General features: G+C 63.1%; 22 protein-coding genes. 10 read left to right on the top strand and 12 right to left on the bottom strand.

Annotation, left to right across the window (positions count from 1 at the left end; translation table 11 throughout):
- Nucleotides 1–62 precede the first annotated feature (62 nt).
- The 4 genes from mdtD to yccS all read left to right on the top strand — a co-directional run bounded on the left by mdtD (nt 63) and on the right by yccS (nt 6,513).
- On the top strand, nt 63–1,490 hold the full coding sequence (gene mdtD / locus PspR32_RS02115; protein WP_010221541.1) for a multidrug transporter subunit MdtD: 1,428 nt from the start codon (nt 63–65) through the stop codon (nt 1,488–1,490).
- A gap of 105 nt (nt 1,491–1,595) precedes the next feature.
- Entirely contained in the window at nt 1,596–2,933 is a 1,338-nt protein-coding gene (gene dbpA / locus PspR32_RS02110) for an ATP-dependent RNA helicase DbpA (RefSeq protein WP_232531859.1), read from the top strand.
- A gap of 96 nt (nt 2,934–3,029) precedes the next feature.
- Nucleotides 3,030–4,211, top strand: a complete 1,182-nt coding sequence (locus PspR32_RS02105; protein WP_010221539.1) for an NAD(P)/FAD-dependent oxidoreductase — start codon at nt 3,030–3,032, stop codon at nt 4,209–4,211.
- 118 nt (nt 4,212–4,329) lie between these two features.
- A complete protein-coding gene (gene yccS / locus PspR32_RS02100) occupies nt 4,330–6,513 on the top strand; it encodes a YccS family putative transporter (RefSeq protein WP_159388033.1) in 2,184 nt (727 codons plus the stop codon).
- On the opposite strand, the gene PspR32_RS02095 is transcribed toward yccS, so the two are convergent.
- The gene (locus tag PspR32_RS02095) at nt 6,514–7,254 is read right to left on the bottom strand and encodes a substrate-binding periplasmic protein (protein WP_010221537.1); all 741 of its coding nucleotides are present in this window, start codon (nt 7,252–7,254) and stop codon (nt 6,514–6,516) included.
- Between the two features lie 232 nt (nt 7,255–7,486).
- Between PspR32_RS02095 and PspR32_RS02090 the strand changes: the two genes are divergently transcribed.
- Nucleotides 7,487–7,939, top strand: a complete 453-nt coding sequence (locus PspR32_RS02090; protein ID WP_010221536.1) for a GNAT family N-acetyltransferase — start codon at nt 7,487–7,489, stop codon at nt 7,937–7,939.
- A gap of 95 nt (nt 7,940–8,034) precedes the next feature.
- Here the strand turns inward: PspR32_RS02090 and PspR32_RS02085 are convergent, their stop codons facing one another.
- The 9 genes from PspR32_RS02085 to tkt form a co-directional block, all read right to left on the bottom strand.
- Nucleotides 8,035–8,331, bottom strand: coding sequence for a winged helix-turn-helix domain-containing protein (locus PspR32_RS02085; RefSeq protein ID WP_010221535.1), 297 nt, complete (start codon nt 8,329–8,331; stop codon nt 8,035–8,037).
- 17 nt (nt 8,332–8,348) lie between these two features.
- Nucleotides 8,349–8,849, bottom strand: a complete 501-nt coding sequence (locus tag PspR32_RS02080; RefSeq protein WP_010221534.1) for a M48 metallopeptidase family protein — start codon at nt 8,847–8,849, stop codon at nt 8,349–8,351.
- 40 nt (nt 8,850–8,889) lie between these two features.
- The gene (locus tag PspR32_RS02075) at nt 8,890–11,010 is read right to left on the bottom strand and encodes a putative bifunctional diguanylate cyclase/phosphodiesterase (RefSeq protein WP_159388032.1); all 2,121 of its coding nucleotides are present in this window, start codon (nt 11,008–11,010) and stop codon (nt 8,890–8,892) included.
- A 213-nt stretch (nt 11,011–11,223) separates the two neighbouring features.
- On the bottom strand, nt 11,224–12,288 hold the full coding sequence (fba, locus tag PspR32_RS02070; RefSeq protein WP_010221532.1) for a class II fructose-bisphosphate aldolase: 1,065 nt from the start codon (nt 12,286–12,288) through the stop codon (nt 11,224–11,226).
- A 97-nt stretch (nt 12,289–12,385) separates the two neighbouring features.
- Nucleotides 12,386–12,712 (bottom strand): MliC family protein, encoded by a 327-nt coding sequence (locus PspR32_RS02065; RefSeq protein ID WP_010221531.1) that lies wholly within the window; start codon nt 12,710–12,712, stop codon nt 12,386–12,388.
- A gap of 51 nt (nt 12,713–12,763) precedes the next feature.
- Nucleotides 12,764–13,015 (bottom strand): hypothetical protein, encoded by a 252-nt coding sequence (locus PspR32_RS02060; protein ID WP_174242317.1) that lies wholly within the window; start codon nt 13,013–13,015, stop codon nt 12,764–12,766.
- Entirely contained in the window at nt 13,015–14,178 is a 1,164-nt protein-coding gene (locus PspR32_RS02055; RefSeq protein WP_010221529.1) for a phosphoglycerate kinase, read from the bottom strand. The genes PspR32_RS02060 and PspR32_RS02055 overlap by 1 nt, the downstream gene beginning before the upstream one ends.
- 12 nt (nt 14,179–14,190) lie before the next feature.
- The gene (gene epd, locus PspR32_RS02050) at nt 14,191–15,258 is read right to left on the bottom strand and encodes an erythrose-4-phosphate dehydrogenase (protein ID WP_010221528.1); all 1,068 of its coding nucleotides are present in this window, start codon (nt 15,256–15,258) and stop codon (nt 14,191–14,193) included.
- A gap of 154 nt (nt 15,259–15,412) precedes the next feature.
- On the bottom strand, nt 15,413–17,410 hold the full coding sequence (gene tkt / locus PspR32_RS02045; protein WP_010221527.1) for a transketolase: 1,998 nt from the start codon (nt 17,408–17,410) through the stop codon (nt 15,413–15,415).
- A gap of 259 nt (nt 17,411–17,669) precedes the next feature.
- On the opposite strand from tkt, the gene PspR32_RS02040 reads away from it, so the two are divergent.
- The 4 genes from PspR32_RS02040 to PspR32_RS02025 all read left to right on the top strand — a co-directional run bounded on the left by PspR32_RS02040 (nt 17,670) and on the right by PspR32_RS02025 (nt 22,197).
- Complete coding sequence (locus tag PspR32_RS02040; RefSeq protein ID WP_026001214.1) at nt 17,670–18,671, top strand: ArsR/SmtB family transcription factor; 1,002 nt, start codon at nt 17,670–17,672, stop codon at nt 18,669–18,671.
- A 12-nt stretch (nt 18,672–18,683) separates the two neighbouring features.
- Nucleotides 18,684–19,874, top strand: coding sequence for a methionine adenosyltransferase (metK, locus tag PspR32_RS02035; protein ID WP_010221525.1), 1,191 nt, complete (start codon nt 18,684–18,686; stop codon nt 19,872–19,874).
- Nucleotides 19,875–20,062: 188 nt separating this feature from the next.
- Complete coding sequence (gene ligB / locus PspR32_RS02030) at nt 20,063–21,742, top strand: NAD-dependent DNA ligase LigB (protein WP_010221524.1); 1,680 nt, start codon at nt 20,063–20,065, stop codon at nt 21,740–21,742.
- 59 nt (nt 21,743–21,801) lie between these two features.
- Nucleotides 21,802–22,197, top strand: coding sequence for a DUF1090 domain-containing protein (locus PspR32_RS02025; RefSeq protein WP_036995461.1), 396 nt, complete (start codon nt 21,802–21,804; stop codon nt 22,195–22,197).
- An 81-nt stretch (nt 22,198–22,278) separates the two neighbouring features.
- On the opposite strand, the gene PspR32_RS02020 is transcribed toward PspR32_RS02025, so the two are convergent.
- Entirely contained in the window at nt 22,279–22,725 is a 447-nt protein-coding gene (locus PspR32_RS02020) for a c-type cytochrome (RefSeq protein ID WP_010221522.1), read from the bottom strand.
- A 130-nt stretch (nt 22,726–22,855) separates the two neighbouring features.
- Here PspR32_RS02020 and mltA point away from each other — a divergent pair, with 130 nt between their 5' ends.
- Nucleotides 22,856–24,007, top strand: a complete 1,152-nt coding sequence (gene mltA / locus PspR32_RS02015) for a murein transglycosylase A (protein WP_159388030.1) — start codon at nt 22,856–22,858, stop codon at nt 24,005–24,007.
- 6 nt (nt 24,008–24,013) lie between these two features.
- On the opposite strand, the gene PspR32_RS02010 is transcribed toward mltA, so the two are convergent.
- Complete coding sequence (locus tag PspR32_RS02010; protein WP_036995460.1) at nt 24,014–24,400, bottom strand: MAPEG family protein; 387 nt, start codon at nt 24,398–24,400, stop codon at nt 24,014–24,016.
- Between the last annotated feature and the right edge of the window lie 25 nt (nt 24,401–24,425).

Below are 24,425 nucleotides of genomic sequence, written 5' to 3'. Positions count from 1 at the left end.
GAACTTGTCCCTGTGGGAGCCGGCTTGCCGGCGATGAGGCCCTCGACCTTGTAGAGATGCCCATGCCCAACCGCGCCCCGCTGGACCCGACCACCGCCCGCTGGATCCCCTGGGTAGTGGCCATCGCCTTCTTCATGCAGTCGCTCGACGGCACCATCCTCAACACCGCCCTGCCGGCCATGGCCCGCGACCTGGCCGAAGACCCGCTGCGCATGCAGTCGGTAATCATCGCCTACATGCTCACCGTGGCCCTGCTGATCCCGGCCTCGGGCTGGATTGCCGACCGCTTCGGCACCAAGCGCATTTTCTTCGGCGCCATCCTCCTGTTCAGCCTCGGCTCGCTGCTCTGCGCCCTGGCCAGCAGCCTCGGCATGCTGGTGGCGGCGCGGGTGATCCAGGGCCTGGGCGGGGCATTGATGTTGCCGGTCGGGCGCTTGGTGGTGCTGCGCGCCTATCCGCGTTCGGAACTGGTGCGGATCATGAGCTTCATCACCATCCCCGGCCTGCTCGGTCCGTTGCTGGGCCCGACCATGGGCGGCTGGCTGGTGGAGATTCTCAGCTGGCACTGGATCTTCCTGCTCAACCTGCCGGTTGGCGCCATCGGTTGTTATGCGGTGTGGAAGTTCATCCCCGACCTGCGCGGCAGCGAGCGCACCCGCTTCGACAGCATCGGCTTCGTGCTGTTCGGCGCGGCGATGGTGCTGATCACCATCGCCATGGAAGGCCTGGGCGAACTGCACTTGCCGCACCTGCGGGTGATGTTGTTGCTGTTCGCCGGCATGGCCTGCCTGGCCGCCTACTGGCTGCGCGCCGGCAGCGTCGACAACCCGCTATTTTCGCCAAAACTGTTCCGCACCCGGACCTTCTCGGTGGGTATCCTCGGCAACCTGTTCGCTCGTCTCGGCAGTGGCGCCCTGCCGTTTCTGGTGCCGCTGTTGCTGCAGGTGGCGCTGGGCTATTCACCGTCCCAGGCCGGCATGAGCATGATCCCCCTGGCCGCGGCGGCGATGCTCGCCAAGTCGATTGCCCGGCCGCTGATCGAGCGTTTCGGCTACCGCAACATTCTCACCGGCAACACCCTGCTGCTGGGCTTGCTGCTGGCCAGCCTGGGCCTGGTCGACGAGCAGACGCCCTACGCCCTGCTGCTGTTGCAACTGGGCTTGCTGGGCGCGGTCAACTCGATGCAATTCACGGCAATGAACACCGTGACCCTGATCGATCTGGATGACCACAACGCCAGCAGCGGCAACAGCCTGCTGTCGGTGGTCGCGCAACTGTCGCTGAGCCTCGGCGTGGCCTGCGCTGGCGCCCTGCTCGGCGGTTTTACCGCAGCGGGCAGCGCCGAGGGCGTAGAAAGCACCCTCGGGGCGTTCCAGCTGACCTTCGTGACCATCGGCCTGATGGCCATGTTCGCCGCAGCGATCTTCATGCAGCTGTCCAGGGCGGACGGAAGGCGTGCCCCTCGTCCGGAACCGGAGATCGAGCCTTAGGGCTAAAGGCCACGAGGCTGGTACACTGCGCGACATTTTGTTTTGCAGGCCAGTCTCGTGACCACCATTGCCACCGCCTTCGCCACTTTGCCGCTGTCCGCCGCCATGCTGGCCAACCTGGACGCCCTCGGCTACGCCCAGATGACCCCGATCCAGGCCCAGAGCCTGCCGGTGATGCTCAAGGGCATGGACCTGATCGCCCAGGCCAAGACCGGCAGCGGCAAGACTGCCGCCTTCGGCATCGGCCTGCTCAACCCGCTCAACCCGCGCTACTTCGGTTGCCAGGCGCTGGTGCTGTGCCCGACCCGCGAGCTGGCCGACCAGGTGGCCAAAGAACTGCGCCGCCTGGCCCGCAGCGAAGACAACATCAAGATCCTCACCCTCTGCGGTGGTGTGTCCCTCGGCCCGCAGATCGCTTCGCTGGAGCACGGCGCGCACATCATCGTCGGTACCCCGGGCCGCGTGCAGCAGCACCTGAGCAAGGGCACCCTGGTGCTCGATGGCCTCAACACCCTGGTGCTCGATGAAGCCGACCGCATGCTCGACATGGGCTTCTACGACGCCATCGCCGACATCATCGGCCAGACCCCGAAGCGCCGCCAGACCCTGCTGTTCTCCGCCACCTACCCGGCCGGCATCAAGCAGTTGGCCTCGACCTTCATGCGCGACCCGCAGACCGTCAAGGTCGAGTCGCAGCACGCCGACAGCCAGATCGAGCAGCGCTTCTACGAGATCAACCCGGACCAGCGCATGGACGCGGTGAGCAAGCTGCTCGGCCATTTCCGTCCGCAGTCGTGCGTGGCGTTCTGCTTCACCAAGCAGCAGTGCCAGGAGCTGGTCGAGCACCTGCAGGCCAAGGGCATCGCCGCCCAGGCCCTGCATGGCGACCTGGAGCAGCGTGACCGCGACCAGGTCCTGACCCTGTTCGCCAACCGCAGCCTGTCGGTGCTGGTGGCCACCGACGTCGCCGCCCGCGGCCTGGATATCGATGCCCTGGACATGGTTATCAACGTCGAGCTGGCCCGCGATGCCGAGATCCACGTGCACCGCGTCGGCCGTACCGGGCGGGCGGGCGAGAAAGGCCTGGCGGTGAGTCTGGTGGCCCCGGCCGAAGGCCATCGCGCCCAGGCCATCGAAGACATGCAAAAGGCCGCCCTGCGCTGGGAACAGCTCGACAGCCTCAAGGCCCAGAATGGTGCACCGCTGCTGCCGACCATGAGCACCCTGTGCATCGCTGCCGGGCGCAAGGACAAACTGCGTCCTGGCGATATCCTCGGCGCCTTGACCGGTGATGCCGGCTTGCCGGGCACCCAAGTGGGCAAGATCGCCATCTTCGACTTCCAGGCGTTCGTCGCTGTCGAGCGGGCGGTGGCCAAGCAGGCGTTGCAGCGGCTCAACAGCGGCAAGATCAAGGGGCGGTCGTTGCGGGTACGGATCGTCTGACACCTTTTCGCCGGGCAAGCCCGTTCCTACACACCCTCCCTGTAGGAGCGGGCTTGCTCCGCGATCGCTTCACCACCGAATCTCGAGGATTTTGCAGTGCGTTCCACCGAAGTGATCATCATCGGCGCTGGCGCCGCCGGCCTGATGTGTGCCTTGACCGCCGCCAAACGTGGCCGTCAGGTGCTGTTGCTCGACCACGCCAACAAGCCGGGCAAGAAGATCCTCATGTCCGGCGGCGGCCGTTGCAACTTCACCAACATGTACACCGAGCCGAGCAACTTCCTCTCGCACAACCCGCACTTTTGCAAGTCGGCCCTGGCCCGCTACACCCAGTGGGATTTCATCGAGATGGTCGGCAAGCACGGCGTGCCCTACCACGAGAAGAAGCTCGGCCAGCTGTTCTGCGATAACAAGTCCAGCGACATCCTCGGCATGCTCCTGGACGAATGCGCCAGCGCCGGCGCCGAACTGCGCATGGATACGCGTATCGAGCAGATCGAAAAACTCGACAGCGGCTACCTGCTGGAAACCAGCGCCGGCCAGTTCCAGTGCCAGTCACTGGTGATCGCCACCGGCGGCCTGTCGATCCCGACCCTCGGCGCCACCGGTTTCGGCTACCAGGTCGCCCGCCAGTTCGGCCACACCTTGCTGCCGACCCGCGCGGGCCTGGTGCCGTTCACCATCACCGAACCGCAGCTCAAGGCCATCTGCACTGAACTGTCGGGGACCTCGGTGGATTGCGTAGCCAGCTGCAACGGCAGCAGCTTCCGGGAAAACCTGCTATTCACCCACCGCGGCCTGAGCGGCCCGGCGATCCTGCAGATTTCTTCGTTCTGGCAGGCCGGCGACACGCTTGAAATCAACCTGCTGCCGGAGCATGACGCCCTCGGCTGGCTGCAACAGCAGCAGGCCGAGCGCCCCAACAGTGAGCTCAAGACCCTGCTCGGGGAGATCTTCACCAAGAAGATGGCCAACCTGCTGGCCGAGCACTGGTTCGTCTCCAAGCCGATGAAGCAGTACACCCCGGCGGAACTGGCCCAGGTCAGCGACAAGCTCGGGGCCTGGCAGGTGGTGCCGGCCGGCACCGAAGGCTACCGCACGGCCGAGGTGACCCTGGGCGGCGTCGATACCCGCGAGGTCTCGTCGAAAACCATGGAATCACTGAAAAGCCCGGGCCTGTACTTTATTGGCGAAGTGCTCGACGTCAGCGGCCACCTGGGCGGCTTCAACTTCCAGTGGGCCTGGGCCTCGGCGTACGCGGCCGCGCAGTTCGTCTAACCTTCGCGGTAGAATCAGCGCATCAAGGAACAAATTTTGCTGGTCAGAGGGTAGCGGTAACACCGCTGCCATCTGATTGGCTCAATTTCGATCATCGCCCAAGGCCTGCCCACCCGACATGTCATCCTCCTCGTTCAGCCAATCGTTGCGCCGCCTCTGGGCCCTGGACAAGTTCAGCTATGCCATCCGCGTTCTCATCGCCCTGACCGGTAGCATGCTGCTGTGCTGGTACAAGGACGAGATGAGCCTGCTGATCCCGCTGTTCCTGGGGATTATCGCCAGCGCCCTGGCTGAAACCGACGACAGCTGGCAGGGGCGCCTGAATGCCCTGGCGGTAACCCTGGTATGTTTCACCATCGCCGCGTTGTCGGTGGAGTTGCTGTTTCCCTATCCGATCATCTTCGGTTGCGCCCTGGCCCTGGCCAGCTTCGCCCTGACCATGCTTGGCGCCCTCGGTGAACGCTACGGGGCGATTGCCTCGGCAACGCTGATCCTCTCGGTGTACACCATGATCGGCGTCGACCAGCGTGGCGGCGAGGTCACGGACTTCTGGCATGAGCCACTGCTGCTGGTGGCCGGGGCCGCCTGGTACGGTTTGCTTTCAGTGCTGTGGCAGGCGCTGTTCTCCAACCAGCCGGTACAGCAGAGCCTGGCCCGGCTATTCCGCGAACTGGGCCGCTACCTCAAGCTCAAGGCCACCCTGTTCGAACCGATCCGCCAACTGGACGTCGAAGCCCGCCGCCTGGAGCTGGCGCAGCAGAATGGCCGGGTGGTGGCCGCGCTCAATGCGGCCAAGGAGATCATCCTGCACCGGGTTGGCAATGGCCGGCCGGGTTCGAAGGTCAGCCGCTATTTGAAGCTGTACTTCCTCGCCCAGGACATCCACGAGCGCGCCAGCTCTTCGCACTACCCGTACAACGCCCTGACTGAAGCCTTCTTCCACAGCGATGTGCTGTTCCGCTGCCAGCGCCTGCTGCGCCAGCAAGGGGTGGCCTGTCAGCAGCTGTCCGAATCCATCCAGCTGCGCCAGCCGTTCACCTACGACACCAGCTTCACCCAGGCCCTGGAAGACCTGCACGCCTCGCTCGAACACCTGCGCATCCAGAGCAACCCGGCCTGGCGCGGCCTGCTGCGTTCGCTGCGCGCACTGGCGGCTAACCTGGCGACCCTCGACCGCCTGCTCAGCGACGCCAGCAACCCCGACAACCTCGCCGATGCCAGCGACAGCAGCCTGCTCGACCGTTCGCCGCGTAACTTCAAGGACGTCTGGAGCCGCCTGCGCCAGCAACTGACACCGACCTCGCTGCTGTTCCGCCATGCCCTGCGCCTGCCGCTGGCGCTGTCGATCGGCTATGGCATGGTGCACCTGATTCACCCGACCCAGGGCTACTGGATCATCCTCACCACATTGTTTGTCTGCCAGCCCAACTACGGCGCCACGCGGCGCAAGCTGGTGCAACGGATCATCGGCACCGCCATCGGCCTGACCGTCGGCTGGGCGCTGTTCGACCTGTTCCCGAGCCCGATCATCCAGTCGCTGTTCGCCGTGGCCGCCGGGGTGGTGTTCTTCGTCAACCGCACCACCCGCTACACCCTGGCGACCGCAGCGATCACCCTGATGGTGCTGTTTTGCTTCAACCAGATCGGCGATGGCTACGGGCTGTTCCTGCCGCGCCTGTTCGATACCCTGGTAGGCAGCCTGATCGCCATCCTTGCGGTGTTCCTGTTCCTCCCGGACTGGCAGGGACGGCGCCTGAACAAGGTGCTGGCCAACACCCTGAGCTGCAACAGCACTTACCTGCGCCAGATCATGCAGCAGTATGCCCAGGGCAAGAGCGACGACCTCGCCTACCGCCTGGCCCGGCGCAATGCCCACAACGCCGATGCGGCGCTGTCGACCACCCTGGCCAACATGCTCATGGAGCCTGGGCATTTTCGTAAGGAGGCGGATGTCGGCTTTCGCTTTTTGGTGCTCTCGCACACCCTGCTCAGCTATCTCTCGGGCCTGGGTGCACACCGCGATAGCGCGCTGGATGCCGAGGTTCGCGAGCAGTTGATCGACAGTGCCGGGGCGAGCCTGGCCAACAGCCTGGATGAGATTGCCGAAGGCCTGGCCAGCAAGCTGCCGGTGGCCATTCACAGTGATGCCGAAGAGGCCCTGGCCAATGAGCTTGAGCAGATGCCCGAAGAGCTCGACGAAAACCAGCGCCTGGTGCAAACCCAGCTGGCGCTGATCTGCCGTCAATTGGGACCGCTACGGACCCTCGCCGCGCACCTGATCAAGGACAGCGCGACAGCCTGATCACAAGCCGTGCTGCCTGAGCAGCCGGGCATAGCTACCGTCGGCTTTCATCTGTGCAATGGCGCGGTCGAAGCCGGCGACGATCTGCTGGTGCTCGGGGTTCTTCAGGCTGACCAGGATATGCAGGCTGTTCTCGCTGATAGGCTGGTCAAAGAACTCCACCGCCTCACGCACCTCTTTCGGTTCGCGCTTGAGGTAGTAACCGGCAACGAACTCATCTTCCAGCGCCAGGCGCACGCGGCCCGCGGCCAACATGCCGACGGCGACGGAAAAACTGCGTACTGGAATCTTCTGCAAATGGGTGTCGCTGTCGAACTCGGGCGAGTAGGCGTAATCGCGCACTACAGCAATGGGGAACGGGTACAGGTCGCTGAGGGCATTGAAGCGCACCGCGTCGCCTTTGCGCTTGAGCAGACGGATACGGTTGGTCAGGTAGCTGGCGGAAAACTGGCCAATCTGCGTACGCGCGTCGTTGTACCAGGCGTTGACCAGCACATCGTAGCGCCCGTCCCCCACTCCCAGCAGCGCCCGCGCCCAGGGCACCTGTTCGTATTGGCTGGTATAGCCGGCACGGGTCAGGGCGGTGGTGACGATGGCCGTGGCCAAGCCGCCGTTGGCCATGTTGGCGTCAGTGAAAGGTGGCCAGCTGTCAGCAACCAGGCGCAGCGTGGCAGCCTGCGCCGTCGTGCTCGCCAGCAGCAGTATTCCCAGCAAAGCCAAGACTCGAAGCAATGGCCGCATGCTCAAATCCTTTAGCGAACCTCTGGTTCGCGCCGTTGATTTCAACTGCTTGAGAATGTTCAGTGCCTATCAGCCATTGCAGGTTACACAAAGAAGCAGCACTCGGGCAGAGACAAATGATATCAAATAGCCTCTATTCTGGTCGACTTCGAGCCTGTGTTGACCTGGAGCAATTAGACCCTCGCCCCGCTGTCTGCCATGATCAGGGGTATCAACCGCTTGAGAGACGCCCATGGCCATCGACTGGATCTGCAAACACCACAGCGACATTGGCAAGGAACAACTCTATGCCATTCTGCGACTGCGCACCGAAGTGTTCGTGGTCGAACAGAAATGCGCCTACCAGGAGGTCGACGGCCAGGACCTGGAGGGCGACACCTGCCACCTGATGGCCTGGGAGGGTGACAACCTGCTGGCTTACCTGCGTTTACTCGATCCGCAATCCCAGGGCGGTGACGTGGTCATTGGCCGGGTACTGATCGCCCCAGAGGCACGTGGTCGTGGGCTGGGTCATGAACTGATGGAGCACGGGCTCAAGTATGCAGAGGAATACTGGCCAGAAGTGCCGGTGTATCTGTCCGCCCAGGCGCACTTGCAGGACTACTATGCACGCCATGGCTTCAAGGTGGCGGGAGAGGAGTATCTGGAAGACGATATCCCGCATATCGGTATGCGTCGCGGCTGAAATTCAGGGCTGCTGCGCAGCCCATCGCTGGCAAGCCAGCTCCCACAGGAGTCACACAGAACCTTGTGGGAGCTGGCTTGCCAGCGATGGGGCCCTCAGGGATACCCCAGCACTTCACGAATACCGCGCAAATGCTGGATGATCCACTGCTTGTCGATCGCTCCCCAGTCACGAATCCGGTAGTGCCCGGCATGATTGCGCGCCCCTGCCTGCTGCTCGAACTCACAGACGATATCCAGGTCAGCCAGGGCGGCAATGGTGTCCTGGGCGGTGCGCCGCGGCATTCCGGTGGCCTCCATCAACGCCGGGACAGTGCTGGCCGTCTGGCTGTCGATCAGCCAGGCGACATACAGCCGGCGGTAGAAACTGCTCTTGGTCTTGCTCACTTCCATTGGCAAATCCTCAGGGCCTACAGGCTGGCGGGCAGCTCGCGGTAGGTCAGGTAAACCCGCAGGTCGAATTCCAGTTGATGGTAGCCCGGCTGCATGTATTCGCAGAGCTGGTAGAACGCCTTGTTGTGATCGGACTCTTTCAGGTGCGCCAGCTCATGCACCACGATCATCTTCAGGAACTGCGGCGCCGCCTCCTTGAACAACGAGGCGATGCGGATTTCCTTCTTGGCCTTCAATTTGCCACCCTGTACCCGCGACACAGCGGTGTGCAGGCCGAGTGCCCGGTGGGTGAGGTCCAGGCGGTTATCGAACAACACCTTGTCAAGGTTCGGCGCGTTGCGCAGGTGCTCCTGCTTGAGCGCCTGGGTGTAGGCGTATAGCGCCTTGTCGCTCTGCACCGCGTGCTTGTCCGGATAGCGCTGCTGCAGGTAATCGCCCAGGCGATTGCTGGCAATCAACTGGCGAACCTGGTCTTGCAGGGCGGGCGGATAGGCTTGCAGGTACTTGAGCACAGTCATGGTCAAAACGGCTGACGATAAAAGCGCCCAGTGTACCCAACTACACCCCTTGCCAGTCAAAAAAGCCCGGAAACGCCCCGGCGTCACCAGGAGTCATGGGCCGCGCCACCAAGAAGCCTTGCACATACTCGCAACCATTGGCTTGCAACCAATGCGCCTGCTCGCGGGTTTCGACGCCTTCGGCGATCACGCTGATACGGTACTGCCGGCACAGGTCAATCACGCAACGCACCAGCGCCGCGTCCGCTTGCGACCCGGGCAGACGTGCGACCAAATGGCGGTCAAGCTTGAGGGTGTCGATCGGTAGATCGCGCAGCATGCGCAACGAACAATCGCCGGCACCGAAATCGTCGAGGGCAACGCGTACGCCTAGCTCCCTGAGCTTGTGCAACTGCTTCAAGGCCACCTCGTTGTTGACCATCAGCGAGGTCTCGGCAATCTCGACCTCCAGCTGCGCCGGCTCCAGGCCCTGGCTGCCAATCACCCGCCCGAGCTCCTCGACCAGGTTGGGCATGGCAAACTGCACGCGACTGAGGCTGATCCCCAGCACCAAGGCTGGATCGAAGCAATCCTGCCAGTCATGCCGTTGCGCTGCACCCTGGGCATAGATCCAGCTGGCCAGGCGCGAAATCAACCGCGCCTCCTCCAGCAAGGGCAGGAACAGCCCCGGCGGTACATCGCCAACGCTGGGGTGCTGCCAACGCAACAACGCCTCGAAGCCGCGCAGGCGTCCGTCGGCAAAGGCGACCTGAGGCTGGTAGACCAGGCTGAAGTCCTGGTTCTCAATGGCGCCGCGCACCGAGTCCTCGAGCATCAGCCGTGAACGTGCCCGGCCGTTAAGGTCCTGGTCGTAATAGCGGTATTGCTGGCGCCCAGCCTGCTTGGCCGCATACATCGCGGCATCGGCCGCACGCAGCAGGCCGTCGAGGTTGGCGCCACAATCGGGGTAGGTGGCAATACCGATGCTCACGCCCAGGGTCACTTCCATGCCGTCGATCTGCTGGCAGATCGACATGCGCTCGATCACCCGCTCGGCAAATCGCGCAGCCTGCTCCGGGTATTCAAGTGCATCGAACAGCGCCGTGAACTCATCGCCGCCCATGCGCGCGAGAATCGCGCTGGCTCCCAGGCAATCCTTGAGCTGCTCGGCCACCCAATGCAGCACACGGTCGCCCGCCTCATGGCCAAGAAAATCATTGATCCGCTTGAATCCATCCAGGTCCAGGTACATCAGGGCCTGGGCCTTGTCGCTGCGTTCGTTGCGTACCAGCGCACTTTCGGCGGCCTGATAGAAGCCACGACGGTTGAGCAGTCCGGTCAGGGGGTCGGTGACCGCCTGGAACTCCAGTTGCTGGTGCAGGTTGCGCACCACCGACATGTCCAGCACTGTGACCACCATGGCCCGCTGACCATCGGTCAACGGCGAACAGGACAGCGCCACCGGCACCGGCTGGCCACCGGCGGTGCGCAGCAAAGCATCGTGGATACGGAAAATCTGCCGGTCCAGGTAGGCCTGGTAGAAGGCCGACTCATTCCACAACGTCATGCCTGGCGATTGCACGAAATCCAGCAGGCTGGCGCCTTGCAGCTTCTCGACAGGGGCTTCGAGCAACTGGGAAATGGCCGGATTGGCAAAGGTGATTCCACCGTTTTCATTCACCACCAAAATACCTTCGGCGGCATTGTTGAGCACCGAGGCATTGAAGGCCCGCGCCGCCTCGAGGTCGCGACTCAAACGCTGCAACGAGCGCCGGTTGCGCTGCTGCTCAAGCAAGGCCTGGACCTTGGGTTTGAGAATCTGCGGGTCGAAGGGTTTGAACAGATAATCCACTGCGCCACTGGCATACCCTTTGAGCACGGCGGCCTGGGACTGCTCGTTGGCGGTAAGAAAGATGATTGGCGTCAACCGCGTGCGTTGGCTGCCGCGCATCAAGCGGGCAACCTCGAAACCGTCCATGCCGGGCATCTGCACATCCAGCAGCACCAGGTCCACTTCGTGTTCGAGCAGCGCGCTCAGGGCTTCCGTCCCGGAGCTCGCGGTAAGTACTTGCCAATCCTGGCGGGCCAGCAAGGCCCGCATGCTGATCAGGTTTTCCGGGTAGTCATCAACGACCAGCAGTACTGAGCCGCTATCGTGTGACTGAGGTTGCGCGCAATCCATGCTGCTTCTCTTAAGGCACCAATGCCGGACTTCGGCTGACATCTGTGCGTAACTCTAGACCCGGCTGCCGCAAATCTGAAGTCAGCACATTGCCATCATGCGCGGAATGGCCTGTTAGCCGACTAACGGTCTGTCCATCCGGGCCATGCGCGCCGACTCCCTGGCGCACAGGCACAAAAAAACCCGCATCGCTGCGGGTTTTTCTGTTCAGGCTTAGTTGACCTTGGCGGCCAGCTCGCCCTTGGCGTAGCGCTGGAACATCGCTTCCAGGGAGATCGGCTTGATCTTCGAGGCGTTGCCTGCGGTACCGAAGGCTTCGTAACGGGCGATGCAGACATCGCGCATGGCCTTGACGGTTTCGCCGAAGAATTTGCGCGGGTCGAACTCGCTCGGATTGGTGGCCATCAGGCGACGCATGGCACCGGTGGAAGCCAGGCGCAGGTCGGTGTCGATGTTGACCTTGCGTACGCCGTACTTGATGCCTTCGACGATTTCCTCAACCGGAACGCCGTAGGTTTCCTTGATGTCGCCGCCGTACTGGTTGATGATCGCCAACCACTCTTGCGGTACCGAGGACGAACCGTGCATCACCAGGTGGGTGTTGGGGATGCGCTTGTGGATTTCCTTGATGCGGTCGATTGCCAGCACGTCGCCGGTAGGCGGCTTGGTGAACTTGTAGGCACCGTGGCTGGTACCGATGGCGATGGCCAGGGCATCGACCTGGGTCTTCTTGACGAAGTCGGCGGCTTCTTCCGGATCGGTCAGCATCTGGCTGTGATCCAGCACGCCTTCGGCGCCGATACCGTCTTCTTCACCGGCCATGCCGGTTTCCAGCGAACCCAGGCAACCCAGCTCGCCTTCAACCGAAACGCCGCAAGCGTGAGCCATGGCCACGGTTTGCTGGGTAACGCGGACGTTGTAGTCGTAGTCGGTTGGAGTCTTGCCGTCTTCACCCAGCGAGCCGTCCATCATGACCGAGCTGAAACCCAGCTGGATCGAGCGCTGGCAGACGTCAGGGCTGGTGCCGTGGTCCTGGTGCATGCACACCGGGATGTGCGGGAATTCTTCGATGGCAGCCAGGATCAGGTGGCGCAGGAACGGCGCGCCAGCGTATTTGCGGGCACCGGCCGAGGCCTGGACAATCACCGGGGAGTCGGTCTTGTCAGCGGCTTCCATGATGGCGCGCATCTGCTCGAGGTTGTTGACGTTGAAAGCTGGAACGCCGTAGCCGAATTCAGCGGCGTGGTCCAGCATCTGGCGCATGCTAATGAGTGCCATTGTGTATCTCTCTCCCGACAAGCGTCGTTTTTCGTGCAAGCCTGCCGCAGCGGCGGTTGCTATTCAAGTAGTGTGGGCCATCAGACGGCCCGGCCAGTCACGGCGCCTTGCAGCCCCGCCCTATCAAATCGTTGGTGGCGACCCAGTACACCAGGCCTTCATCACCCTTGCTGTGGAACGCCAGCACTCCATCGCTGTACAGCGCACCCGAGCCACTGGGCTCCGGCTTGAGCCGGTAGACCTGGTCGCCGCCCCCGAGGCGTACATCCACGTCCTGCTGGCTGCTGTCGACAAAACGCCAGAGCACTTCGGCCTGGCTGTCACAGACCCAGCGGGTCCAGTTGTCGGTCGGCGCCGGTGCAGGCTTGAGGCTTGCACAACCACCGAGTACTGCCAGGGCCATCAAGGCCACTACCGCTTTCATCCAATACCCTCTAGCAGACCACAAACCGGCCGGTAGGTTGCCGCGAACCGATCAAGGGCAACCCTGGGCCCGGCGCTGATGTTCGTCGTCGTATTTTTCCAGGCCATCCGGGCCCAGCCTTTTGTTGATCACCGGTGCCGTTTCAGCCTGCCATTCAGACTGATAGCAGCCGCCTTTCGGCGTGCCGGGCTTTTGCGCCGCCTGCTCCGGGTTGCTGGAGCAAGCGCCGAGCAACCCGGCCAGGATAATCACAGGCAACTGCTTGACCATCAGGTCGCTCCCTTTGCCAGGCGCTGAGTGGATCAGGCCTTGGCCCGCTGTTCCAGCACTTCAACGGCCGGCAGCACTTTACCTTCGACGAACTCGAGGAATGCACCGCCACCGGTAGAAATGTAGGAGATCTGCTCGGCAACGCCATATTTGTCGATAGCCGCCAGGGTATCGCCACCGCCAGCGATGGAGAACGCAGCGCTGTCGGCGATGGCCTGGGCCAGGACCTTGGTGCCGTTGCCGAACTGGTCGAATTCGAACACGCCAACCGGGCCGTTCCACAGGATGGTCTTCGACGACTTCAGCAGCTCGGCGAAGTTGGCCGCGGTTTGCGGACCGATATCCAGGATCATGTCGTCTTCGGCAACGTCAGCAATCAGCTTGACGGTCGCTTCGGCGCTCTCGGCAAATTCCTTGGCAACCACTACGTCCACCGGCAGCGGCACGTTGACCTTGGCGGCGATGGCCTTGGCGGTGTCGATCAGGTCAGGCTCGTACAGCGACTTGCCGACCGGGTGACCGGCCGCAGCCAGGAAGGTGTTGGCGATGCCGCCGCCGACGATCAGCAGGTCGCAGATCTGGCTCAGGCTGTTGAGCACGTCCAGCTTGGTCGAAACCTTGGAGCCGGCAACGATGGCCGCCATCGGCTTGGCCGGGGCTTTCAGGGCCTTGCCCAGGGCGTCCAGCTCGGCGGCCAGCAGCGGGCCAGCAGCGGCGACCTTGGCGAACTTGGCAACACCGTGAGTCGAGCCTTCGGCGCGGTGAGCGGTACCGAACGCGTCCATCACGAATACATCGCACAGGGCGGCGTATTTCTGCGCCAGCTCGTCAGCGTTCTTCTTCTCGCCCTTGTTGAAGCGCACGTTCTCGAACAGGACGATATCACCGGCCTTGATTTCGACACCGTCGAGGTAGTCGGCAACCAGCGGCACGTCGCGGCCCAGGGCCTTGCTCAGGTACTCGGCGACCGGCTTGAGGCTGTTCTCGGCGGAAAATTCGCCTTCGCTCGGGCGGCCCAGGTGCGAGCAGACCATCACGGCCGCGCCCTTTTCCAGGGCCAGCTTGATGGTCGGCAGCGAAGCGAGGATACGCGCATCGCTGGCAACCACACCGTCCTTCACAGGCACGTTGAGGTCTTCGCGGATCAGTACGCGCTTACCTTGCAGATCGAGGTCGGTCATCTTCAACACGGTCATGAATGCAGTCCTTCAGGGCTGTTTACAAGTGGAGCGGGTTTGATTGACGACGTGCAGAAAGTGATCGGCAACGTCGAGCATACGGTTGGCAAAACCCCATTCGTTGTCGAACCAGGCCAGCAGGTTGACCAGCCGGGGGCCGGAAACGCGGGTCTGGCTGGCATCGACAATCGCCGAATGCGGGTCATGGTTGAAATCACAACTGGCGTGCGGCAGTTCAGTGTAGGCCAGCAGACCTTGCAGCGGGCCGCTCAGGGCGGCTTCGCGCAGCACCCGGTTGACCTCGGCTGCGGTGGTATCGCGGGCGGTCTGCAGGGTGATGTCCAGGCACGACACATTGACGGTCGGCACGCGTACGGCTTTGGCCTGAATTCGCCCGGCAAGTTCCGGCAACAGCCGTTCGATACCGCGGGCAAGACCCGTGGACACCGGGATCACCGACTGGAACGCCGAACGGGTACGGCGCAGGTCTTCGTGGTGGTAGGCGTCGATCACCGGCTGGTCGTTCATCGCCGAGTGAATAGTGGTGATCGACACATACTCCAGGCCAAAGGCCTGGTCCAGCACCCGCAGCAGCGGCACCCCGCAGTTGGTGGTGCAGGAGGCGTTGGAGACCAGCCTCTCGGTGCCGTCCAGGCAATCCTGGTTGATGCCGTAGACCACCGTGGCATCGACATCCGCCTCACTGGCCATGGGCTGGGAGAACAGCACCCGCGGCGCACCGGCGTCGAGAAAACGCATGGCATCGGCACGGGTGTTGTAGGCACCGGAGCACTCCAGCACCAGGTCGACGTCGAGCGCCGCCCAGTCGACCCCTTCCGGGGTGGCACTGCGCAACACCTTCACGCAGTCGCCGTTGATATGCAGACAATCGCCGTCGACCTTCACCTCACCGGGGAAACGCCCGTGGGTGGAGTCGAAGCGTGTCAGGTATTCGATGCTGGCCTGGTCGGCCAGGTCGTTCAGTGCAACGATCTCGAAGCCCGCCTTCGCCCCCCGTTCAAAGAGTGCGCGCAAGACGCAACGACCAATACGGCCGTAGCCGTTGAGTGCAACTTTGTAAGGACGCGATTGGGGCATGGGATGCTCACGGAACAGAAGCGTTATCTGCAACCTGCGGGAATCGAGTTGACTTCAATCGCTGGCAAGCCAGCTCCCACAGGGATCACCGCAGCCCCTGTGGGAGCTGGCTTGCCAGCGATGAAGCCGACGCCAGTCCCACAGGGAAACGGGATCAGTCTTCCAGCAGCTCTTCAGCAGTACCCAGGATGTTTTCCAGGGTGAAACCGAACTCTTCGAACAGCGCCGACGCAGGCGCCGACTCGCCGTAGGTGGTCATGCCGATGACGCGGCCTTCGAGGCCGACGTACTTGTACCAGAAGTCGGCATGGGCCGCTTCGATGGCGATACGCGCGCCGACTTCCAGTGGCAGCACCGACTGCTTGTAGCCAGCATCCTGAGCGTCGAACACACTGGTCGATGGCATGGATACCACGCGGACCTTGCGGCCTTGCTCGGTCAGCTTGTCGAACGCCTGAACCGCCAGGCCGACTTCGGAACCGGTGGCGATCAGGATCAGCTCCGGCTCGCCGGCGCAGTCTTTGAGGACGTAGCCGCCGCGGCTGATGTTGGCGACCTGCTCGGCGTCACGCGCCTGGTGCTGCAGGTTCTGACGCGAGAAGATCAGCGCCGATGGGCCGTCTTTGCGCTCCAGGGCGACCTTCCAGGAGACTGCCGACTCGACGGCATCGGCTGGACGCCAGGTGTCCAGGTTCGGCGTGCTGCGCAGGCTGGTCAGTTGCTCGATCGGCTGGTGGGTCGGGCCGTCTTCGCCCAGACCGATGGAGTCGTGGGTGTAGACGTGGATGACCCGCTGCTTCATCAGCGCCGACATGCGCACCGCGTTGCGGGCGTATTCCATGAACATCAGGAAGGTCGCGCCGTAAGGCACCAGGCCGCCGTGCAGGGCGACACCGTTCATGATCGCGGTCATGCCGAACTCACGCACGCCGTAGAACATGTAGTTGCCGCTGGCGTCTTCGGCGCTGACACCTTTGCAGCCTTTCCACAGGGTCAGGTTGGAACCGGCCAGGTCGGCCGAACCGCCCAGCAGTTCAGGCAGCAGCGGGCCGAAGGCGTTCAGGGCGTTCTGGCTGGCTTTACGGCTGGCAATGGTCTCGCCCTTGGCCGCGACTTCGGCGATGTAGGCTGCAGCCTTCTCCGCGAAGTCAGCCGGCAGGTCACCGCTCAGGCGGCGCACCAGTTCATTGGCAAGCTCTGGGTGAGCGGCAGAGTAGGCAGCGAAACGCTGGTCCCATTCGGCTTCAACGGCCTTGCCGGCTTCCTTGGCGTCCCACTCGGCGTAGATGTCAGCCGGGATTTCGAACGGTGCGTGATTCCAGTTCAGCGCTTTGCGCGCCAGGGCGATTTCGTCGTTGCCCAGCGGAGCACCGTGGCAATCTTCCTTGCCCTGCTTGTTCGGCGAGCCGAAACCGATGATGGTCTTGCAGCAGATCAGGGTCGGCTGCTCGCTCTTGCGCGCGGTGTCGATGGCGGTGCGGATCTCGTCGGCGTCATGGCCGTCGACATTGCGGATCACCTGCCAGTTGTAGGCTTCGAAACGCTTCGGGGTGTCATCGGTGAACCAGCCCTCGACTTCGCCGTCGATGGAGATGCCGTTGTCATCGTAGAAGGCGATCAGCTTGCCCAGGCCCAGGGTACCGGCCAGGGAAGCGACTTCGTGGGAAATGCCTTCCATCATGCAACCATCACCCAGGAACACATAGGTGTGGTGGTCGACAATGTTGTGGTCCTTGCGGTTGAACTGACCGGCCAGGACTTTTTCCGCCAGGGCGAAACCAACGGCATTGGCCAGGCCCTGGCCCAGTGGGCCGGTGGTGGTCTCGACGCCCGGGGTGTAACCGAACTCCGGGTGGCCCGGGGTACGGCTGTGCAGTTGACGGAAGCTCTTCAGGTCGTCGATCGACAGGTCGTAGCCGGTCAGGTGCAGCAGCGAGTAAATCAGCATCGAACCGTGGCCGTTGGACAGCACGAAGCGGTCACGGTCAGCGAAGTTCGGGTTGGTCGGGTTGTGCTTCAGGTAGTCACGCCACAGAACCTCGGCGATATCCGCCATGCCCATAGGGGCACCGGGGTGGCCGCTGTTGGCCTTTTGCACGGCATCCATGCTGAGGGCACGAATGGCGTTGGCACGCTCACGACGGCTGGGCATCGCTTATCTCCTGGGTGTTGAATTAGTTACGAAACGAAAAAAGGCGGCCATTTTCGCCCAGGCACGTGCCCGGGGGCAATGACGGATGGTCGATGCAGCGTGATTTTCCTGTGATTGAGAGAAGAATCAGGCGTTAGACCGGGCAAACAGCCGGATCGGTCGCACAGCCTGCGACGAATTGCCCCGCTTATCGCGCAATATCAAAACTTTTTGATATTGGCCTTGCGACGTTATCGCTGCCTGACTAGACTGCCGCACCATGAACCTACCCGTGCCGTCGATCCGCCAAGAGCAAAGCGACGCGCTGGCTGCCCTGTGCAAAGCCGGCGGCGACCCATTGCGCCTGAATGTATTGCGCGCACTGGCCAGCGACTCGTTCGGTGTGCTGGAGCTGGCGCAGATCTTCGCCATTGGTCAATCGGGCATGAGCCACCACCTCAAGGTGCTGGCCCAGGCCGGCCTGGTGGCGACCCGTCGCGAAGGCAATGCGATCTTCTACCGTCGCGCCCTGCCCGACGGCCCGAGCCTCGGCGGCAAGCTGCATGCAGCGTTGCTCGAAGAGGTGGACGGGCTGGGCCTGGCCGATGAAGTCCAGGCCCGTATCGCCCAGGTGCAACAACGCCGGGCCGCCACCAGCCAGGACTTTTTCCTGCGTGTCGAAGAGAAGTTTCGTGCCCAGCAGGACCTGATCGCCGGCTTGCCGCAATACCGCGAAAGCCTGCTGGCCCTGCTCGACAAACTCAGCTTCGAAACCGACGCCGATGCCCTCGAAGTAGGGCCCGGCGACGGCGAATTTCTTCCCGAGCTGGCCCGGCGCTTCACCCGGGTCACCGCTCTGGACAACAGCCCGACCATGCTCGACCTGGCCCGCCGGGTCTGCGAGCGCGAAGGTCTGGCTAATGTGAACCTGCAGTTGGCCGATGCACTCAGTGCAACGGATGTGGAAGCCGACTGCGTAGTGCTGAATATGGTCCTGCACCATTTCAGCGCCCCGGCCGAAGCCCTGAGGCAGCTGGCCAACCGCGTGAAACCAGGCGGAAGCCTGTTGGTAACAGAGTTGTGCAGCCACGACCAGAGCTGGGCCAGAGAGGCCTGTGGCGATATCTGGCTGGGCTTCGAGCAGGACGACCTGGCCCGTTGGGCCAGCGCTGCGGGACTGGCGCCCGGGGACAGCCTCTATGTGGGCTTACGTAATGGTTTCCAGATTCAGGTCCGCCATTTTCAGCGACCGGCTGGCGACATCACCATCGGTAAATTTTAGGAACCCGTCGAGATGAGCGAATACTCCCTTTTCACCTCCGAGTCCGTGTCTGAAGGGCATCCGGACAAAATCGCCGACCAGATTTCGGATGCGGTGCTGGACGCCATCATCACCCAGGACAAGTTCGCCCGCGTGGCCTGCGAAACCCTGGTGAAAACCGGTGTGGCAATCATCGCTGGCGAAGTCACCACCTCGGCCTGGGTCGATCTGGAAGACATCGTTCGCAAAGTCATCGTCGACATCGGCTACAACAGCTCCGACGTCGGCTTCGACGGCGCGACTTGCGCGGTCATGAACATCATCGGCAAGCAGTCGGTAGACATCGCCCAGGGCGTTGACCGCAGCAAGCCTGAAGACCAGGGTGCCGGCGACCAGGGCCTGATGTTCGGCTACGCCAGCAACGAAACCGACGTGCTGATGCCAGCACCGATCTGCTTCTCGCACCGTCTGGTCGAGCGCCAGGCCGAAGCACGCAAGTCCGGCCTGCTGCCGTGGCTGCGCCCGGATGCCAAGTCGCAGGTTACCTGCCGTTACGAAGGCGGCAAGGTAGTCGGTATCGACGCCGTTGTACTGTCGACCCAGCACAATCCTGAAGTGTCGCAAAAAGACCTGCAGGAAGCGGTGATGGAGCTGATCGTCAAGCACACCCTGCCGGCCGAACTGCTGCACAAAGGCACCCAGTTCCATATCAACCCGACCGGCCAGTTCATCATCGGCGGCCCGGTGGGTGACTGCGGTCTGACCGGCCGCAAGATCATCGTCGACAGCTATGGCGGCATGGCCCGTCACGGCGGTGGTGCGTTCTCCGGCAAGGACCCGTCCAAGGTTGACCGTTCCGCGGCTTACGCCGGTCGCTACGTGGCCAAGAACATTGTCGCAGCCGGCCTGGCCGAGCGTTGCGAGATCCAGGTTTCCTACGCCATTGGTGTCGCTCAGCCGACTTCGATCTCGCTGAACACCTTCGGCACCGGCAAGATCTCCGACGACAAGATCGTCCAGCTGGTGCGCGAGTGCTTCGACCTGCGCCCGTACGCGATCACCACCATGCTCGACCTGCTGCACCCGATGTACCAGGAAACCGCTGCCTACGGTCACTTCGGCCGTATCCCGCAGCAGAAGACCGTCGGCGACGACACCTTCACCACCTTCACCTGGGAACGCACCGACCGCGTCGACGCCCTGCGCGCCGCTGCCGGCCTGTAAGGGCTGAAGCCACAAGCCGCAAGATACAAGCTGCAAGCTGCAAGCAAAAGCCCCGACCGGGTAACTGGTCGGGGCTTTTTCTATTGGCTGCAGTACTTCTCGACACATGACCTGACAGTTGAACACCCTCAAGGCGAACAATCTTTCCTAGGCTTGGTATTCCACCCCACCGAGCAAGGATGCTCGCCATGCTGCACACGTCCCTGCTGTCCCTTCTGCTCTTCTTCTGGCTGCTCCCGGCACACGCGCAGACTTGCCCCGACTGGCCGACGGTCCAGGCCCGGGCTGAAATCCGCCAGCTCCAGCTGACGCTTGCCGACTGGGACGATCACTATCACCGTCAGGGTGTCTCACTGGTCGCCGACGAACTCTACGACCAGAGCCGTACGCGCCTGAGCCATCTGCAAAGCTGCTTCCCCTTGCCGGCCAAGGCGCCGGGCAACCCGCTGAAAACCGCCGTCGGCCCCCTGCGCCACCCGATTGCCCATACCGGCCTGGGCAAGCTGGCCGACGAGGCGGCAGTCAAAGCCTGGCTGCATGGCAAGCAAGACCTGTGGATTCAGCCCAAGGTCGACGGCGTGGCTGCCACCCTGGTCTATCGCGGCGGCAAGCTGGTGCAACTGATCAGCCGTGGCGACGGCGTTCATGGTCACGACTGGAGCCGCCACATCCCGGCCCTGGGCGGGCTCAACCAGCAGTTGCCCGAGCCGCTCGACCTTGTGCTTCAGGGCGAACTGTTCTGGCGCCTGGACGGCCATGTGCAAGCCAATGCCGGCAGCCTCAACGCCCGCGGCAATGTCGCCGGCTTGCTGGCACGCAAACGCATCAGCGCCGAACAGGGCGCGGTGGTCGGGTTGTTCGTCTGGGCCTGGCCGCAGGGACCGGCCGATCAGCGCGCGCGGCTCAAGGGTTTGAGCACATTGGGCTTTGAACATAGCGAGCGTTACAGCGAACCCTTGAGCACCTTTGCCGAGGCTGCCAGGTGGCGTGAGTATTGGTACCGCAGCCCGCTGCCGTTCGCCAGCGACGGCGTTGTGCTGCGTCAGGGCAATCGTCCGGACGGCACGCGCTGGCAAGCACGCGACCCTTACTGGATAACCGCCTGGAAGTACCCTTTTGCCCAGGCCCTGGCTGAAGTCCGTGGTGTGCAGTTCAACATTGGCCGCACCGGGCGCATCACGCCGGTGCTGCAGATCAAGCCGGTGCAACTGGATGACCGGCAGATCCGTCAGGTCAGCCTCGGCTCCTTTCAGCGCTGGCAGCAGCTGGACATCCGCCCCGGTGATCAAGTGGCCATCAGCCTGGCCGGGCTGACCATCCCGCGCCTGGACGAGGTCGTACTCCGCAGCGTTCAACGTATGAACATCGCGGTCCCGGACCCTGCCCACTACCACCTGCTCAGTTGCTGGCAAGCGAGCGATGGCTGCCGCGGCCAGTTCATCGCCCGGCTCAACTGGCTCAGCGGCAAGCAAGGCCTGAACATGCCAGGGCTGGGCCCGGGTACCTGGGAGAAACTGATCGACAGCGGTCATGTTCGCGGCCTGGGCGACTGGCTGGACCTCCAGGACCAAGACCTGCAATCGGTACCCGGACTAGGTGAGCGCAGCCGCCAGCAGTTGCTGCACGCCTTCGACCAGGCTCGCCAGCAACCCTTCGCGCGCTGGCTCAGCGCTTTGGGCGTTCCAGCCGCAACGCCTTTGGCAGCGGATACCACTTGGGTAGACCTGCTCCAGCGCGACGCCGGGCAATGGCTGAGCGAACCGGGTGTTGGCCAAGGTCGCAGTGCTCAATTGCTGGCATTTTTCAGCTCACCCGAGGTGCAGATAGTGGCCGAACAATTGCGCAGACACACAATCGAGGGTTTCTAATTTTCCCGGATCAGGGCAGCATCACGGATTCTGCCAAGCCCGCGACAACGGAGCCCCCAATGAAACTGCTTTCCCCGCTTGCCCTGTTCACTGCCTGCTCACTCCTGGCCGCGCCCCTGCTGGCCGCTGAAGAACAGCCAGGCCTGACCGGTTGCGCAGCCAAGAAGCAAGCCATCAGCGAGCAGATCGAGCAGGCTCGCGCCCATGGCAACAGTGATCAGCAAGCCGGCCTGGAAAAGGCCCTCAGCGAAGTGACCGAGCACTGCACCGACGCCGGTCTGCGCAAGGAGCGCGAGCAGAAAGTCCTCGACGCCCGCCATGAAGTGAACCAGCGCACCAAGGACCTGGACAAGGCCATGAAAAAAGGCGATGCCGAGAAGATCAACAAGCGCAAGGACAAGCTGGCCGAGTCCAAGCAGGAGCTGCAGCAAGCCCTGGATGAGTTGGAGAAGTAACAGCAGGCGGGAACATTGGGGCTGCTACGCAGCCCATCGTTGGCAAAGCCAGCGATGGGGCGCCTTGCGCCCCCTGATCAGTCAGTGATTACGAAACTCGGTATGACAGGCTTTGCATGCCGCCTCGACCTTGTTCATCGGCACCGTCAGCGCTGCCGCCTTGAGCGGCTGGGTACGGGTCGCCGCCACCAGCTCGGCGGTGGTGGCCTCCATCTGCCGGGCCAGGTCCTGGAAGCGCGCCTGCTTCTCCCAGACATCGGCGCGGGCGCTGCTATCATCCTCCTCACGAACCTGCGGGAAGTGCTTCCACGGTTCACGAGACAGGTTATCGAGCTTGACCGCGCCATCGGCGAACTTCTGCCCATCGAAGGCCAGGCGCCCACGCAACATGCCACCCAGGTCTTCGCTGGTCTTGAGCATTTGCTTGAAGATCGTCTTGCGCTGGCCCAGCGGCGAGTTCGGGTCGACCCCGCCACAGGCACTCAGGGTCACACACGCCAGCAATACAACAGAAAGTCGCTTGAGCATCTTGATCACTTCGGCTCACGGAAAAAGGCGGCCAGTATCCTCGCCTCACCGGCAAAGACCAATACCCTTATTAAAACTACGGTTTGCAAAACAGGCGGCAAGCCCCGCAAACCGCCGAGGAACCCCGTTGATGAAACTTCCTTTGCGCCACTTTGGCTGGACCCTGTCAGTACTGGCCCTGCTGGCCGGCTGCAACGGCAGCGAGCCGGAAAAAACCCAACCTCATCCACTGGCCAGCTATGTTGGCGCCACCTGGAAGGACCTGCCGCAGGTCAGCGACAGCGACCTGGTGGCCGGTTTCGAATCCTGGCGCAGTGCCTGCGAGCGACTCAAGCGCGATGCCGTCTGGGCCAACACCTGCACGGCAGCGGCAGCCGTTCCATCCAGCCCGGTTGAAGTACGCAGCTTTCTTCAGGCGCAGCTGGACGTCTACAGCATGCGTTCAGCCGACAACAACGCCAATGGCCTGATCACCGGATATTACGAACCGGTGTACCCCGGCAGCCTGACCCAGACCGCCAGCGCCAACGTGCCGGTCTATGGCGTGCCGGACGACATGATCGTGGTCGCCCTGGACAGCGTGTATCCCGAGCTCAAGGGCAAGCGCCTGCGTGGCCGCCTTGATGGCCGGGTGCTGAAGCCTTACGACACCGCTGAAACCATCAATGCCCAGGGCGTCAAAGCGCAGGTTCTGGCCTGGCTGACAGATCCGATGGACCTGCAGTTCCTGCAGATCCAGGGCTCGGGCCGCATTCAGCTGGAGAGCGGCCGCCAACTGCGCATCGGCTATGCCGACCAGAACGGCCACCCTTATCGCCCGATCGGCCGCTGGCTGGTGGAACAGGGGCAATTGAAAAAAGAAGAAGTGACCATGGGCAGCATCCACGCCTGGGCCCAGAGCAACCCGACGCGGGTACCGGAACTGTTGGCGAGCAACCCCAGTTATGTGTTCTTCAGCACTCGCCCGGACAGCAATGAGGGCCCACGCGGTTCGCTCAACGTACCGCTGACCGCCGGCTACAGTGTGGCCATCGATCGCAAGGTGATTCCGCTGGGCAGCCTGCTGTGGCTCTCCACCACCCGCCCTGACGGTGCTCCGGTGGTTCGCCCGGTCGCGGCCCAGGACACTGGCGGGGCAATCACCGGCGAGGTGCGCGCCGACCTGTTCTGGGGCACCGGCAGTGAAGCCGGCAAACTGGCCGGCGACATGAAGCAGCAGGGCCAGATCTGGTTGCTGTGGCCCAAGGGCGCAGCGTTGCCGGCCGCGCCCCAGGTGCCGTGACGCGGCTTAGATCGAGACGAAGAAGAACGACGCTACCAGGCCCAGGCCGACGAACCATACCAGCGAGCGCAGGGCGGCCCAGTCGGCCAGGTAGCAGATGATGTAGAGCAGGCGGCTGGTGATGTAGAGCACCGCCAGAACATCCTGGGTCACCTGCTCAGCATTGCCGACGATGTCGGCGATGATTACCGCGGCGGCAAACGCCGGGAAGGCTTCGAAGCTGTTCAATTGCGCCGCGTGGGCTCGACGCGGGAAGCCCTCGAGCTTGTCGAGGAAAGCCCGCGGGTCGTGGTTCTGCCGCAGGCTGAAGCGACCGCTGCCAACCTTGGCGATGCTGGTACAGAGAATGGGGAGGAACAACGCGATCAGTACACACCAGAAGGCAACGGTCATGGCCAAGTCCTTGTCAGTAAAAATA

The organism is Pseudomonas sp. R32 (genome assembly GCF_009866705.1).
GTDB classification, from domain to species: domain Bacteria; phylum Pseudomonadota; class Gammaproteobacteria; order Pseudomonadales; family Pseudomonadaceae; genus Aquipseudomonas; species Aquipseudomonas donghuensis.
The sequence above is the reverse complement of the archived record's forward strand: the minus strand, read 5'-3'. Positions and strand labels throughout refer to the sequence as shown.